The following is a 14,769-nucleotide window of genomic DNA, read 5'->3' as shown; positions in this document are numbered from 1 at the left end:
TGGCCCTGGAAAGCCTGCTGGGTTTGACGCTGGAAAAAGATCATCTGATTATCGCCCCCTGCGTGCCGGCTGACTGGAACGAGTACACCCTTCATTACCGGTATCACGAGTCGCTCTACCACATCACCGTTTTATGCGGCACAGAAGAGCAGGGCAGGATTCCTCTGGTGGACGATCGCCAGGAACATTACGTAACCGTGAACCTGCGCCACACCGGACAGCTTGGTAATAAAAGTGAATAGTGCTATTTTGTGGCGAATACCAGCCTCGAACACAGACCATCCGCATTTGAAGTTGCCAGCAGAGTCGTCGCATGCAGGAATCACAGAACAACGATGAATACTGGATGGCGCGCGCGCTTACGCTGGCAGTCTCGGCGGCTTCTGCAGGTGAAGTTCCCGTAGGGGCGGTTGTTGTCCGTGACGGAGAGGAATTGGGTGCGGGCTATAACGCGCCGATCACCGGGTGTGACCCCACGGCCCACGCTGAGATATGCGCGCTGCGCGATGCGGCCAAACGAACAGGGAACTACCGGCTGAGTGGCGCCACTCTTTATGTCACGCTGGAGCCTTGCACCATGTGTGTGGGTGCGCTCGTGCACAGCCGTATCAGTCGGCTGGTTTACGGCACTTGCGAGCCTAAATCCGGGGCCGTCGAATCAGCCAGGCGCACACTGGATGAACCCCACCTCAATTGGCAAATAGAAACGCTGGGTGGCGTTCTGAGAAACGACTGCAGTCAGGTGATCAGTGATTTTTTTAGCCGCCGACGGGCCGAAATCCGGCAGCGGCGTCAACAGGTTTCGGAAAAGGAGTAGTTCTGAGTGAAAGTATTAGTAACCGGCGGTGCCGGATATATCGGCAGTCATGTGGTGCGCCAACTGGCAGAAGCCGGCCACGATATCGTTGTGTTCGACAACCTCTCGACCGGCTACCGCTGGGCGGTGACGGCCGGCGAGTTAGTCATAGGTGATTTGGCAAACGAGGCGGAAATTGATCAGGTTTTCGCCGATCATCGGTTTGAGGCCGTTCTGCACTTTGCGGCCAATATTGTGGTCCCTGAATCGGTCACCAATCCGCTCAAGTACTACGGCAATAACACTCGCAATACGCTCAATCTTCTCAAAGCCGTTGATAAGCACAAAGTGCCGTATATGGTTTTTTCCTCCACCGCAGCGGTTTACGGCACGCCGGAGCAGACGGTTCTCACGGAAGATCTGCCCCTTGCGCCGATCAATCCCTACGGCGCATCCAAGATGATGAGCGAGCGGATGATCATGGACCTTGCGGCCGCCTCGGACCTCAATTACGTTGTGCTGCGCTACTTCAACGTGGCGGGTGCGAATCCGGACGGATTGCTGGGCCAGGCGACACCGGAAGCGACTCACCTCATCAAAGTAGCCTGTGAGTGCGTAACCGGGCAGCGCGAGGGAATGAGCGTGTTTGGCACGGATTACGACACCCGCGACGGCACCTGTGTTCGCGATTATATTCACGTTGAAGATCTCGCCAGTGCCCACGTAATGGCTCTGGATTACATGGCCGGCGGTGGCGAATCAAAAGTCATGAACTGCGGCTATGGCCGCGGATTCACGGTGCGGGAAGTCATTGATATGGTGCGCAGGCAATCCGGTGCCGATTTCCCGGTAACGGACGTTGATCGTCGCGCCGGTGATCCGGCCGCGCTGATGGCCGATAATACACTGATTAAAAAGACTCTGGGCTGGCAGCCTGTTTACGACGACCTGGAAACGATTGTGGGCACTGCGCTGTCCTGGGAAGCCATCTGGCTGAAGAAGAAAGCAGCGGCCAGCCAGTAAAAACCTCATTGAAATATGACAAATATCGGGATTTAAAGGATGAAGATAACGATTTTTGGTACCGGTTATGTCGGGCTTGTTACCGGCGCCTGCCTGGCCGATGTTGGCCATGACGTACTTTGCATGGACGTTGACCAGGCCAAGATCGACAAGCTGAAGAACGGCCATATCCCCATCTATGAACCCGGGCTTGAGGGTATCGTCAAGCACACTGTGGAGGCCGGGCGCCTGGCGTTTACCACGGATGCGCAGGAAGCTGTAAAGCACGGCACTCTGCAGTTCATCGCAGTGGGCACGCCCCCGGATGAAGACGGCTCAGCAGATTTGCAATATGTAACCGCGGTTGCCAAGTCTATCGGGCAGTACATGGACGATTATAAAGTCATCGTGGACAAGTCCACGGTGCCGGTCGGTACCGGTGACAAGGTCAAAGCGGCGGTTCGGGCGCAGCTTGACAGCCGTGGTCTGGAACTTGAATTCGACGTGGTTTCCAATCCGGAGTTCCTGAAAGAAGGCGCGGCAATCACCGACTTCATGAAGCCGGACCGGATCATTATCGGAACCGACAGCGACAGAGCGGCCGATGTGCTCAGGGAAGTTTATTATCCGTTCAACCGCAGCCATGACCGTATGATCTTCATGGATATTCGATCAGCAGAGCTGACCAAATACGCCGCCAACTCAATGCTGGCGACCAAAATCAGTTTTATGAACGAGATCGCCAACCTGGCTGAGCGCCTGGGCGCTGATATCGAAGCGGTGCGCCGTGGTATAGGGTCAGATCCTCGCATCGGCTACCATTTTATCTATCCTGGTTGTGGTTACGGCGGCTCCTGTTTTCCGAAGGATGTGCAGGCACTGGCGCGTACGGCAAGCGACTGCGGTTATGACGCGCGCCTGCTCAACGCCGTTGAGGCCGTTAACTACGCTCAGAAGCACGTGCTTTTTGACAAGATCAGCCACTATTTCGGTGGAGATCTGAAGGGCAAAGTTGTTGCTATCTGGGGGTTGGCATTCAAGCCAAACACCGACGACATGCGCGAAGCCTCAGCGCGTACGTTGATGGAAAATCTCTGGAAGGCGGGCGCTACCGTTCAGGCGTTCGACCCGGAAGCCATGGAAGAGACCCAGCGTATTTACGGCGATCAGAAAGGCCTGTCACTGTGCGGTACCAAAGAACAGGCGCTTCGGGGGGCGGATGTGCTGACGATTTGTACGGAATGGAAAGAGTTCCGTTCACCGGATTTCGCAGCCATTGCATCGGCTTTGCGGGAGCCCGTTGTGTTCGATGGTCGCAACCTCTACGAACCGGAAATGCTGGAGCGTCATGGTTTGATTTATTATGCGATTGGTCGGGGCCGTAACCAGTTTCATTCCTGATCAATCTACACAAGGCACGACTATGACTCAGGGGCCAGAATACAGACTGCACGACCGGCTGGCGGCAGATACCATCAGCCTTGGCCGGAGCGCACTGTGCGAAATTCGCTTGATGAACGATCAGACCTGGCCCTGGGTATTGCTGGTGCCGGCGCTTGCCGGCATTCGTGAAATCTACGAGTTAACCCCCGAGCAGCAACAGCGGTTGATACAGGAATCTTCGGCGCTAAGCCGGGGCATGATGGAGGTATTCGGCGGCGATAAAATGAACGTGGCAGCGCTGGGAAACATGGTTCCTCAGTTGCATCTGCATCACATCGTTCGCTTTGAAGGGGATCCGGCGTGGCCGGGCCCTGTGTGGGGGAAGCAACCGCCGGTTCCCTACGATGACAAACGGCTGGCGGAGGTAAGGCAGTTTTTGGCGCCTGTGTTATCGATGCTTGGCTAACCGCTGGGAGCCAATCAGGATCATCCTCAGCTCGGTTTTCAGTTTTATTTTAAGCTCTTCCCGCTCCTTCGGCGTCGCATCCAGCGCGTCTGTTCCCTGGTTGAACACCAGCGTGACCATCGCCTCGGCAACCAGCTTTGCATCAGACAAAGGTTTACGCTGCTCTTGCGCAAAACGCCTCAAGTCGTCTGCAAGCTCGGTCACGACATGATCAATCTCGGCCCGGATGGCGGTTCGAAAGGGTTTGGAGCCACCGGTGCGCTCCCGAAGCATCAAACGGAACAGGTTGGGGTTGTTGCCAAGGTACTCCATAAAGGTTTCTACCGAGGTGGAAATGGCACTGCCATCCCGGACAATTCTTTTACGGGCCTGGCGCATAAGCTGACGCAGCGCTACGCCGCCTTCATCCACCAGAACCAGCCCCAGCTCATCAAGATCTGCAAAGTGACGATAAAACGACGTTGGCGCAATTCCGGCTTCCCGCGCCACTTCCCGCAGGCTAAGGCTCCCGAAGCCTCGATCAGGGCTCAACTGTCCGAGCGCCGCATCCATCAGGTTGCGCCGTGTGACAAGTTTCTGCTCGGCTCTGGTTGACAAGATAGTGGCTCCATTAACACATGAATGCAGCATTCTAGCGATCTGCCTGTCGGTAGTCACCCGGCCCCTTTTAATCCCGGGCAAACACGCCTGATTTCCGGCGCCAATATGTTTATAATGGTGCGCCTTTACAGTATGGTCCCTGCTTATTTGGCGGGCCAGAATCGAATTGACGGCAAGTGGGCGCATAGCCTTCTGAAACCGTGCGGAGCCATGGATGGCGGAGCCGAGCGTACACGGACGTATTCACAGCGTGTTTCAGAAGGCTATGCGCCCGCTTGCTTGCCAGACTTATCAGACAACTACGTAAAACTCAGACACAACGGGAACCGGTATGCGCAGTCATTATTGCGGTGGGATCAACGAATCCCACATCGATCAGGAAGTTACACTTTGCGGATGGGTACACCGCCGCCGTGACCATGGTGGGGTTATCTTCCTGGATCTGCGCGATCGGGACGGTATTTCCCAGGTTGTGGTAGACCCGGATACCGCCGAAAGCTTTGCACTTGCCGAAAAAGTGCGCAGTGAGTACGTGGTGAAAATAACCGGTTTGGTGCGTCGCCGCCCCGCTGGCACCGAAAACAGCAACATGGCCACCGGCCAGGTTGAAATGCTCGGTAAGAAAGTGACGATCCTGAACGCCGCTGCCACGCCTCCGTTCCCATTGGACGAGCACGTTGATGTGGGCGAGGACGTGCGTCTGCGCTACCGCTTCATTGATCTCCGTCGCCCGGAAATGCTGAACCGCCTGCGCTTTCGCTCACGGGTAACCAGCTATATCCGCAACTACCTGGACAGCAACGGCTTCATGGATGTGGAAACGCCTATCCTGACCCGCGCCACACCGGAGGGTGCCCGTGACTATCTGGTGCCGAGCCGTACCCAGGAGGGTTCGTTCTTCGCGCTTCCGCAATCGCCCCAGCTGTTCAAGCAAATGCTGATGGTGTCTGGCGTGGATCGCTACTACCAGATTGCCAAGTGCTTCCGTGATGAAGACCTGCGGGCGGATCGTCAGCCTGAGTTTACCCAGGTAGATATCGAAGCTTCTTTTATCAACGAAGAAGACTTGATGAGCCTGAACGAAGACATGATTCGCGCTCTGTTTAAAGACGTGATGAACGTTGAGCTGCCGGCATTCCCGCGCATGCCATATTCAGAAGCCTTGGATCGTTTTGGCAGTGATAAGCCGGATCTGCGCATTCCGCTTGAGCTTCAGGATGTGGGTGACCTGGTCGCCGGCGTCGATTTCAAAGTCTTTGCCGGGCCGGCAAACGATGCGAAAGGCCGCGTGGCTGCTTTGCGCGTGCCAAAAGGCGGCGATCTGAGCCGCAAGCAGATTGATGAATACACCAAATTTGTGAGCATCTACGGCGCCAGAGGTCTGGCGTACATCAAGGTGAATGACCTGGCCAAGGGCGTAGAGGGCTTGCAGTCGCCCATCGTCAAGTTCCTGGGTAGCGATGTTGCCATGGCGATCATCGAACGCACGAAAGCTGAAGATGGCGATATCGTGTTTTTCGGTGCGGACAAAACCTCGGTTGTTAACGAAGCCTTGGGCGCGTTGCGTATCCGGGTGGGTCACGATCTGAAGATGCTGACCTGCGATTGGGCTCCGATGTGGGTGATCGATTTCCCAATGTTTGAAGAGCTGCCGGATGGCGGTCTCACGGCTATTCACCACCCGTTTACGGCGCCAAGCTGCAGCGCGGAAGAGTTGGCTGCGAGCCCGGCAACGGCTTTGTCTCGTGCCTACGATATGGTTCTTAATGGCACCGAATTGGGCGGCGGCTCCATTCGTATCCACAGCGATCAAATGCAACAGGAAGTGTTCCGCATTCTGGGTATTGGTGAGGAAGAGTCCCGCGCCAAGTTCGGGTTCCTGCTGGATGCCCTCAAGTACGGGTGCCCGCCCCACGGTGGCCTGGCATTCGGCCTGGATCGCTTGATCATGTTGATGACCGGCTCCAGCTCGATTCGCGATGTGATTGCGTTCCCGAAAACCCAGAGCGCAACCTGCCTGATGACCCAGGCGCCTGGCGAAGTGGATGAAAAGCAACTGCGTGAGTTGCACATTCGTCTGCGCAAGCCGGTCAAAGCGGTTGACGGCAATACGTCCGACATCGGGAAAGAATAAGCAGGGTGCTGACAGGTCAATAAAAGGGCACGGATGTGGCGATTATTCTGGGCGTGGACCCCGGCTCAAGGATCACCGGTTACGGTGTTATCCGCTGTGAGGGTCGGCACATAGAGTATATCGACAGCGGGTGCATCCGTGTGGGCGAAAAGCCCATGGCGGATCGCCTGCGAATCATTTTTCAGAGCCTGGTAAGTCTGATCGGTGAATATCGGCCACAGGAGTTTGCCATTGAGCAGGTTTTTATGGCGCGCAATCCCGATTCGGCTCTCAAGCTCGGACAGGCCCGTGGCGCCGCCATTGTTGGCGCTGCTACAAGTGGTCTGGAAGTTTATGAATACTCGGCGCGGCAGGTCAAACAGGCCGTCGTAGGGAAGGGCGGTGCCGACAAATCCCAGGTGCAGCATATGGTTCAGGTGTTGCTGTCTCTCTCCCGAAAACCCCAGGCAGACGCAGCCGATGCCTTGGCTATCGCGCTGTGCCATGCGCACATGAATCAAAGCATTCTCAGAGTAGCAGGTGGAGCGGGTAAGGCACGCAGCGGTCGCGTGCGACAACAATAAACTGCTCTGCGGAGCGGCAGGAGGCATTCTTTGATAGGTCGTATCCGAGGTATTCTGGTCGAAAAAGCACCCGGGCAGGCGCTGGTTGAATGCAGCGGCCTGGGTTACGAAGTCGATATCCCCTACACCACGTTTTTTCACCTGCCGGACGCCGGGCAGGAAGTTACCCTTCATACACACTTTGTGGTTCGCGAAGACGTGCAGAGCCTTTACGGCTTTGCCTCACGCCTTGATCGCAATCTGTTCCGTTTGCTGATCAAAGTGAACGGTGTTGGCCCTAAACTGGCCGTCGGCATTTTGTCCGGTCTGGATGCCAGGCAGTTTATTCACTGCGTGGAGGGGCGTGATATCAATACCCTGGTAAAGCTCCCGGGGGTTGGCAAGAAAACAGCCGAGCGACTGCTGATTGAAATGGCAGACCGCATAAACCAGCTGGAAGGCCAGTTCATACCCGCGTCGGCGGATTCCACCGGTGCGGCAACTGATGTCCCCCAGCTGTCTTTGGCCGCACAAAAGCCTGAAGATGAGGCCGAAGCCGCACTCATCGCGCTGGGATACAAGCCCCAGGAGGCGGCACGAGCCATTAGCCGAGTGGCTGCGGCCGATCTGTCCAGCGAAGCGCTGATTCGCCTTGCATTGCGTAATATGATCCCTGCTTGATGACGCGAGTTTAATGTGTAGCCTGTGTGGCGCCAAACCTGTAGAGAGCGTAACGTGACACGCACAGTGCTGTTTGTACAATTGGTGCACTCTGGCTCAACGTGGCAGTTTATTGATTTGTGACAAACGGACGAGTAAATGATTGAATCCGACCGACTGATTTCAGCCCGGGCCGGTGACAACGAAGAGGTTCAGGATCGAGCTATCCGACCCGCGTTGCTTTCCGAATACGTTGGGCAGCCTGCGGTCCGAGAGCAGATGGACATCTTTATCTCGGCCGCCCGGGGTCGCCGGGAGGCACTGGATCATGTGCTTATCTTCGGGCCGCCGGGGCTTGGTAAAACCACGCTTGCCAATATTATTGCCAATGAAATGGGGGTGGCGATAAAAACCACCTCTGGCCCGGTTCTTGAAAAAGCCGGGGATCTGGCTGCGATGCTGACCAATCTTGAAGAGGGCGATGTACTTTTCATTGATGAAATCCATCGCCTGAGCGCCGTGGTGGAAGAAATACTGTACCCGGCGATGGAAGACTACCAGTTGGATATCATGATCGGGGAAGGGCCGGCGGCGCGCTCCATAAAACTGGACCTGCCGCCCTTTACACTGGTTGGAGCAACCACCCGGGCGGGTTTGTTGACGTCGCCTTTGCGGGATCGTTTTGGCATTGTGCAGCGCCTGGAGTTTTACAATACAGCGGATCTTACCCATATCATCGGGCGATCCGCCCGGCTCTCCGGTGTTGAAATTGATGAAGAAGGCGCCTACGAGATAGCGCGACGCTCCAGGGGAACGCCGCGAATTGCCAATCGCCTGTTGCGTCGGATAAGAGACTATGCCGAAGTGCGGGCAGACGGACACATTAATGCAAGCATTGCAGATCAGGCCCTGAACATGTTGAAAGTAGACAGTGAGGGCTTTGATCACATGGACAGGCGACTGCTGCTGGCGATGATTGAAAAGTTTGACGGCGGCCCGGTAGGCGTTGAAAGCCTGGCAGCGGCGATCAGTGAAGAGCGCGGTACCATTGAAGATGTGCTTGAGCCTTTTCTGATTCAGCAGGGCTATATCATGCGCACGCCCCGTGGCCGTATGGTAACGTCTCGCGCCTACCAGCACTTCGGGATTGTGAAAGACAGTTCAGTTTCTGAAGGAGGCGCGGGTGAGTGACAGCCAAGCGGCAGCGACCTTTGGCTGGCCGGTCAGGGTGTATATTGAAGATACAGACGCGGGCGGGATTGTTTTTCATGCCCGTTACCTGCACTACATGGAACGCGCCCGCACAGAGTGGGTTCGCAGTTGTGGCGTGGGGCTGAGGGCCGGATTGGCCGACAACATAAGCTACGTTGTGCAGCGCCTGTCCATCCATTATGCCGCGCCGGGCAAGCTCGACGATGAGCTTGTTGTAACGGCAGAGCCGGTGGCGTTCGGCCGGGTCTGGATGACATTCAGGCAGCAAGTTGTGCGAGTGCAGGATCGAAAACAGTTGTGTGAGGCAGAAGTAAAAGTTGCGTGCGTAGCCCTTGATAGCGGGCGGCCAATACGTTTGCCGGAAACTATGCGGGGTTTGCTTGAGCAAAGCAGGAAGCATCCTGAAATAAAACACGGAATAAGCCAGGAGTAAGCGGTGGATTCGGAATTGTCAGTCTGGAGTCTGGTCTCAAACGCCGGTGTGTTGGTGCAATTGGTTATGTTGTTGCTTGCGGCCGCATCGGTTGTGTCCTGGGCGCTTATTTTTCAGCGCTCCCAAGTGTTTCGCAAGGCCCGGAAGGCGCAGCTTGCGTTTGAAGAGCGCTTCTGGTCCGGCATGGATCTGGGGCAGCTTTATCGCGAGGTGAACGCTGAGCCAACAGCTTTCTCTGGAATGGAATCGTTATTCCGTGCCGGCTTCAAAGAGTTTTCCCGCTTGCGTCAGCAAAGCCGTGACGCAGATGCCGTTATGGAAGGGGCTCAGCGAGCGATGCGAGTCGCGTTTTCTCGCGAACAGGAACGCTTGGAGGCCCATTTGCCGTTTCTTGCGACGGTCGGTTCCACAAGTCCCTATGTTGGCCTGTTTGGCACCGTGTGGGGCATTATGAACTCGTTTCGCGGCCTGGCTCAGGTTCAGCAAGCCACGCTGGCAACGGTTGCGCCAGGCATTTCTGAGGCGCTGATTGCCACCGCTATGGGCTTGTTTGCCGCCATTCCGGCGGTGATTGCTTACAACCGGTTCTCGACCAAGTCGGATGCGCTTCTGAAGAATTATGAAACCTTCGCAGAAGAGTTTTCCAGCATTCTGCATCGTCGGGTTCATAGCGCGAACAACAGCGCTGATAAAGGCGTAGCGCAGTGACCCGAGCGATGACTAGGGCGATGACCAGGGCAATGATGTTTACCGATAACGGCCGGAGTAAAGCGCTATGAAAGGTATGGGGATGATGCCCGAAAATCGGCGCAAACCGATGTCGGAAATCAATGTCGTTCCGTACATTGACGTGATGCTGGTGCTGTTGATTATTTTCATGGTCACGGCGCCCATGATGACTCAGGGTGTGAAAGTCGATCTTCCCGAAACGGCGTCCGACCCGATTCAGGCAGACAAAAATGTGGAATCCATTGTGGTATCTGTGGACGCCAACGGCGCCTACTACGTTGAGGTGGGCGACAAGGGCAGCGATCCTATGCCGCTTGCGGAAGTTCGTGCTCAGGTGGCCAAAATCCTTTCCCAGAGAACGTCTCGCGATATCCTTGTGCGCGGCGACGAAAACGTAGAGTACGGCACCGTGGTGCGTTTGATGGCAGCTCTTCAGGGTGCGGGGGCAACCAGCATTGGTCTGATCACCGATACGCTCCCGGACAAAACGTGAGATCAGGGCGGGCGGAATTGTTGTGACAGGTCAGGAACGGGAGTTTACCAGTACCGGAGTACCGGCTTGGAAGTCGCCAATAGCACTGTCTGTGGTGCTGCATTTGCTCATTGCCGGCATAGCCGCTGCAGGTTGGTCGTGGTCTTCCTCTGTGCAGGAACCGCCTCCAAGCAGCATCTCTGCCCGCCTTATTACTCAGCAAAAGCCAGAGCCGAGCCCCATTGTTGAGCCAGTCGATCAGCCGGATCGTGAGCAGGAACAAAAAGAGCTCGAGAAGCAGAAGCAAGCCAAAGCGCAAGAGCGCAAAAAAGAAGAGGCGCGCAAGGCTGAGGAGCAGGAAAAGCGCGAAGAGGCCAAGCGTAAAGCAGACGAGCAAGCCCGAAAACGCGAGCAGGCAAAAATCGAAGAACGTGAGGCTCAAAAGACCCGCGAAGCAGAAGCAGCACGCCAAAAAGCAGAAGCTGAAGTAAAAGAACGTGAGCGCCGCAAGGCAGAAGCGGATGCGCAGAAGCAGCGCCAGCAAGAGGCAAAGCGTAAAGCCGAAGAAGAGAAGCAGCGCCAGGAAGAACAGCGCAAGCGCGAAGAAGCCGCTCGGAAGAAAAAAGAGGAGCAGGCGCGCCAGGAGGCAGAGAAAAAGCGGCTTGAGGCCGAGCGCCGTCTGCAAGAGCAACAGCTGCAAGCCCAGGCAGAAAAGGCTGATAAAGCCCGCGCAGACGAGGCCCTGCGTAAAAAGCAGGCTGCTGCAGCCAGAGCTCGGGAATCGCAAATGCTGTCGGAGAGCCAGAAGTATCAGGCGCTCATTCGTGAGCGGCTTAGCCAGGCCTGGTATCCGCCTTCCTCAGCAACGGAAGACATGACGGCTCGTTTGCAAATTACATTGTTACCAACCGGCGAACTGGCCGGCGTAAAACTTGTTGCCAGTAGCGGGAATACGGCGTTTGATAATTCTGCGTTGAGCGCAGTAAAGTCATTAAGCCGGTACCCGGTGCCGAGTGAGCGGGATACGTTTGAAACCTATTTCCGCCAGTTCACGATTGAATTCAATCCTCGAAGATTGAGATAAGGAAGCGGGTAACGCCATGAACCATAAAATTTCATTCAGGCCGTCAAGGGCGTTGTTTGCCGCGGTCGCCTTGATGCTTTTCACAGCGAGCAGCGTGCAGGCAGAATTGTTGATTCGGGTTACCGAAGGTGCCGATTCAGCCATTCCCGTATCGGTTGTGCCGTTTGCAGAAAACGGAAGTATGCCCGCAGGCGACAAGGTGAGCAGCATTGTTCAGGCGGATCTGGCCATGAGCGGTGAGTTTCGTCCTTTGGCGCCCGAGAAAATGCTGAGCCTTCCATCAGCACGGGCCGATGTGTATTTTCGCGATTGGCGCTTGCTGGGGCAGCGTTACGTGTTGGTGGGGGAGCTCACCCGGAACGGTGACAGAGTGCAGGCCCGCTACGAGCTGTTTGATGTCAACCGTGAGGAGCGAATACTCGGTGAGACCGCCGCCGCGCCCGCCTCGAATATGCGCTCTTTGGCCCATCACATCAGTGATAAGGTCTACGAAGCGATTACCGGAGTTCAAGGGGCTTTTTCCACCAAACTGGCCTACGTCACTCTTGAAATAACCAACGGCAAGCGTCGTTATCGGCTTCAGGTCAGTGATATTGATGGCAAACGCGCCAGCGTTCGCCTTGAGAGCAAGGAGCCGATTTTGTCTCCCGCCTGGTCGCCGGACGGAACAAAGTTGGCCTATGTTTCTTTCGAAACCGATAAGCCGGTTATTTTTGTTCACGAGCTCAGCTCAGGGAAGCGCATTAAGTTGGCAGATTTCCCTGGCCTGAATTCTGCCCCGGCCTGGTCGCCAGATGGGCAATCCCTCCTGATGACATTGTCGAAGGATGGCAACGCTGAAATTTATCAGATGAATGTTCAGTCGCGTAAAGTAACGAAGCTCACTAATCATTGGGCGATTGATACGGAAGCCGCCTGGGACAGTTCCGGCGAAGGCATATTCTTTACCTCAGACCGCTCGGGTGGCCCGCAGATTTATTACATGTCAAAACCGGGTGCCGAGCCGAGACGGATTACGTTTGGCAGTCGCTACAACGCCCGGCCGCGGCCGGACAGCCAAGGCAACTATGTGTATTACGTGCACCAGCGTGAGCGCGCGTTCAACATCGCCCGAACCAAACTCGACAATGGTGAGGAAACGGTCCTCACCCGTACGGAATCCGATGAGTCCCCCAGCGTGTCGCCTAATGGCCGCATGCTGATTTATGCCACCAAGAGCAATGGTGAAAGCGTATTGACGGTCATCTCCGCTGATGGCGGTGCCGCGTACAGTCTTCCCGCCTCGGAGGGCGATGTTCGCGACCCGGCCTGGGGGCCTATTGTTCGGTAATCGATGAGTGCAAAAGCAGTCATCCAAAAGGCAGAAGTTGAAATCAATCAACGGAAAGGAATGAATCATGAAGTTGTCAGTTCATATCAAAGTACTTGCTCTTTTATTGTCTGTAGGCGTTTTCGCCGGCTGTAGCACGACCGGTGAAAACATGGATGACGGAGGCTATGATTCCGACGTTGCTGCCATCGATCAGGATGGCGGTTCTACCGTTTATGGCGGTGACGACCAGGGTGGTATTTCTTCGTCTTCAATGACGGAAGAGCAACGGATGGAAGCTCAGCAACAAGCTGAACAGGACGCTCTGCGGGAAATCACCACGTTCTATTTTGATTTTGACACCTCTGAAATCAAGCCTGAAGCTCGTGACGTTCTGGTCGCTCACGCCCGCTACCTTTCCAGCAATCCCCGTCAGAAGGTGCGTCTTGAAGGCCACGGCGACGAGCGTGGTTCCAAGGAATACAACCTGGCTCTGGGTGAGCGTCGGGCCAATGCTGTTCAACGCTTCCTGATTGTAAATGGTGTTTCACGGGGCCAGATGGAAACCGTAAGCTATGGTGAAGAGAAGCCGGCGGTCATGGGTTCGTCAGAAAGTGCTTGGGCACAGAACCGCCGCGTACAGCTCGAATTCGAGTAAACGCACACACAACATCAGGTTAAACCCATGAGAAAACAGCTCATGGCGGCAGTGATTTTCCCGCTTGCTCTCGGGCAGGCGGGAATGACGCTGGCGCAGTCATCTACGTCCGCTTTCCAAAGTAACGCATCGGAAGCCCAGCGCAAGGCCAATTCCAGCCAGGCAACGTCTGAGCTCTTCTACATGATCCAGCAACTCCAGAGCGAGGTGCGGCGGCTTCAGGGTGAGACAGAAGAGCAGCGACACCTGATAAAGCGTCTGCAGGATCAGGGCAGAGACCGTTACATTGATCTGGATCAACGTATTCTCGATCTTTCCGAGAAGGTCCTGGCGCAGCCTAAAGCTGCTGAAGCAGCGGGCGGGGGTGCTGAAGCCGCGCCGGAGAAGATGCGTGAATATCGCCAGCCGGGGGCCGAGGAACGAAAGGCCTATCAGGCCATTCAGGATCTCATTCACGACCAGAAAAAATACGACGAAGCCATCAGCGGGCTTTATGAGTTTATTGACAAGTATCCCGAAGGGGATCTTACGGTGAACGCCTATTACTGGCTGGGAGAGGTCTATCTGGTTAAACCTCAGCTTGAACAGGCTCGACAAGCGTTTTCGATTGTCGCAACGCGCTATGCGGATCATCGCAAAGCGCCGGACGCTGTATACAAGCTAGGTGTAACGCTTGATCAGCTTGACAAGAAAGCGGACGCTCGCAGGCAGATGGAGCAGGTGATTAACGACTACCCCAAAACAGAAGCAGCGAAGCTTGCCAGGAAATTTTTGGACTCCGGTCAGGGTTGATATCTCGGGGTGATCAAAAAAATATTAAGAAACATGGCGCGAAAGGGTTGATCGTCGGGGAAAAATCATTACTATATGCGCCTCGCTTGGGTCGTTAGCTCAGTTGGTAGAGCAGTTGGCTTTTAACCAATTGGTCGATGGTTCGAATCCATCACGACCCACCATATTCGATACTCCGAGGCAGCCAATCGCTTTGGAATCGATCAGGGTCCAGGCGCTGGTCACAAGTTTTGGGTCGTTAGCTCAGTTGGTAGAGCAGTTGGCTTTTAACCAATTGGTCGATGGTTCGAATCCATCACGACCCACCATATTTTACGATTTACAATGTTGAAGTTTAAAGGGCTGCAGAAATGCAGTCCTTTTTTTTGGTGCGCCAGGCATGGCGCGCAGCGCCTTGATGGCGCTATTCCCTGAGCTGTGGTGGCAATGGGATGACTTGGCGGTGCAAGTCCGCTACCGACCCGGCAAGGGGAACGGTTAGCCGAACGGCAAGGGTG

17 protein-coding genes and 2 tRNA genes are annotated in these 14,769 nt (G+C 55.5%); 18 read left to right on the top strand and 1 reads right to left on the bottom strand.

The genetic code is table 11. The features are described 5' to 3' along the window. The 5 genes from ENI00_RS16175 to ENI00_RS16155 all read left to right on the top strand — a co-directional run. Positions 1–242 (top strand): glycosyl hydrolase family 65 protein (locus tag ENI00_RS16175; protein WP_304104597.1); only part of this gene is annotated, 242 nt, incomplete at its 5' end. 71 nt (positions 243–313) lie between these two features. After that, the gene (gene tadA, locus ENI00_RS16170) at positions 314–817 is read left to right on the top strand and encodes a tRNA adenosine(34) deaminase TadA (protein WP_304104595.1); all 504 of its coding nucleotides are present in this window, start codon (positions 314–316) and stop codon (positions 815–817) included. Between the two features lie 6 nt (positions 818–823). Continuing rightward, positions 824–1,819: a UDP-glucose 4-epimerase GalE gene (galE, locus tag ENI00_RS16165; RefSeq protein WP_304104593.1), complete on the top strand. Its 996-nt coding sequence runs from the start codon at positions 824–826 to the stop codon at positions 1,817–1,819. A gap of 39 nt (positions 1,820–1,858) precedes the next feature. Further along, a complete protein-coding gene (locus tag ENI00_RS16160; protein WP_304104591.1) occupies positions 1,859–3,199 on the top strand; it encodes a UDP-glucose dehydrogenase family protein in 1,341 nt (446 codons plus the stop codon). A 22-nt stretch (positions 3,200–3,221) separates the two neighbouring features. Continuing rightward, positions 3,222–3,647 carry an HIT domain-containing protein gene (locus ENI00_RS16155; RefSeq protein WP_304104589.1) on the top strand — a complete coding sequence of 142 codons (426 nt, stop codon included), beginning with the start codon at positions 3,222–3,224 and terminating at the stop codon, positions 3,645–3,647. Here ENI00_RS16155 and fabR read toward each other — a convergent pair. Then, the gene (gene fabR, locus ENI00_RS16150) at positions 3,630–4,244 is read right to left on the bottom strand and encodes an HTH-type transcriptional repressor FabR (protein ID WP_349740434.1); all 615 of its coding nucleotides are present in this window, start codon (positions 4,242–4,244) and stop codon (positions 3,630–3,632) included. The two genes, ENI00_RS16155 and fabR, sit on opposite strands and share 18 nt — an antisense overlap. 334 nt (positions 4,245–4,578) lie before the next feature. Here fabR and aspS point away from each other — a divergent pair, with 334 nt between their 5' ends. The 13 genes from aspS (at position 4,579) to ENI00_RS16085 (ending at position 14,580) form a co-directional block, all read left to right on the top strand. After that, positions 4,579–6,381, top strand: a complete 1,803-nt coding sequence (gene aspS / locus ENI00_RS16145; RefSeq protein ID WP_304104587.1) for an aspartate--tRNA ligase — start codon at positions 4,579–4,581, stop codon at positions 6,379–6,381. A gap of 35 nt (positions 6,382–6,416) precedes the next feature. Next, positions 6,417–6,944, top strand: a complete 528-nt coding sequence (gene ruvC / locus ENI00_RS16140) for a crossover junction endodeoxyribonuclease RuvC (protein ID WP_304104585.1) — start codon at positions 6,417–6,419, stop codon at positions 6,942–6,944. A 30-nt stretch (positions 6,945–6,974) separates the two neighbouring features. Beyond that, the gene (gene ruvA, locus ENI00_RS16135; RefSeq protein WP_304104584.1) at positions 6,975–7,604 is read left to right on the top strand and encodes a Holliday junction branch migration protein RuvA; all 630 of its coding nucleotides are present in this window, start codon (positions 6,975–6,977) and stop codon (positions 7,602–7,604) included. A gap of 138 nt (positions 7,605–7,742) precedes the next feature. Continuing rightward, positions 7,743–8,774 carry a Holliday junction branch migration DNA helicase RuvB gene (ruvB, locus tag ENI00_RS16130; RefSeq protein ID WP_304104582.1) on the top strand — a complete coding sequence of 344 codons (1,032 nt, stop codon included), beginning with the start codon at positions 7,743–7,745 and terminating at the stop codon, positions 8,772–8,774. Then, on the top strand, positions 8,767–9,228 hold the full coding sequence (gene ybgC / locus ENI00_RS16125; RefSeq protein ID WP_304104580.1) for a tol-pal system-associated acyl-CoA thioesterase: 462 nt from the start codon (positions 8,767–8,769) through the stop codon (positions 9,226–9,228). The genes ruvB and ybgC overlap by 8 nt, the downstream gene beginning before the upstream one ends. Positions 9,229–9,231: 3 nt before the next feature. After that, on the top strand, positions 9,232–9,936 hold the full coding sequence (tolQ, locus tag ENI00_RS16120; RefSeq protein ID WP_304104578.1) for a protein TolQ: 705 nt from the start codon (positions 9,232–9,234) through the stop codon (positions 9,934–9,936). A 67-nt stretch (positions 9,937–10,003) separates the two neighbouring features. Further along, on the top strand, positions 10,004–10,450 hold the full coding sequence (gene tolR, locus ENI00_RS16115; RefSeq protein ID WP_304104576.1) for a protein TolR: 447 nt from the start codon (positions 10,004–10,006) through the stop codon (positions 10,448–10,450). Positions 10,451–10,529: 79 nt separating this feature from the next. After that, the gene (gene tolA, locus ENI00_RS16110) at positions 10,530–11,513 is read left to right on the top strand and encodes a cell envelope integrity protein TolA (protein WP_304104599.1); all 984 of its coding nucleotides are present in this window, start codon (positions 10,530–10,532) and stop codon (positions 11,511–11,513) included. 73 nt (positions 11,514–11,586) lie between these two features. Further along, the gene (gene tolB, locus ENI00_RS16105; RefSeq protein ID WP_414674273.1) at positions 11,587–12,843 is read left to right on the top strand and encodes a Tol-Pal system beta propeller repeat protein TolB; all 1,257 of its coding nucleotides are present in this window, start codon (positions 11,587–11,589) and stop codon (positions 12,841–12,843) included. 67 nt (positions 12,844–12,910) lie between these two features. Continuing rightward, on the top strand, positions 12,911–13,480 hold the full coding sequence (gene pal, locus ENI00_RS16100) for a peptidoglycan-associated lipoprotein Pal (protein ID WP_304104572.1): 570 nt from the start codon (positions 12,911–12,913) through the stop codon (positions 13,478–13,480). A 27-nt stretch (positions 13,481–13,507) separates the two neighbouring features. Continuing rightward, entirely contained in the window at positions 13,508–14,272 is a 765-nt protein-coding gene (ybgF, locus tag ENI00_RS16095) for a tol-pal system protein YbgF (RefSeq protein WP_304104571.1), read from the top strand. Between the two features lie 88 nt (positions 14,273–14,360). Further along, positions 14,361–14,436, top strand: a tRNA-Lys gene (locus ENI00_RS16090). 68 nt (positions 14,437–14,504) lie between these two features. Next, a tRNA-Lys gene (locus ENI00_RS16085) sits at positions 14,505–14,580 on the top strand. The last annotated feature ends 189 nt before the right edge of the window (positions 14,581–14,769 follow it).

It is taken from the genome of Marinobacter antarcticus (assembly GCF_011049865.1).
GTDB classification, from domain to species: Bacteria; Pseudomonadota; Gammaproteobacteria; order Pseudomonadales; family Oleiphilaceae; genus Marinobacter; species Marinobacter antarcticus_A.
This window is presented reverse-complemented; position numbering and strand designations above follow the sequence as displayed.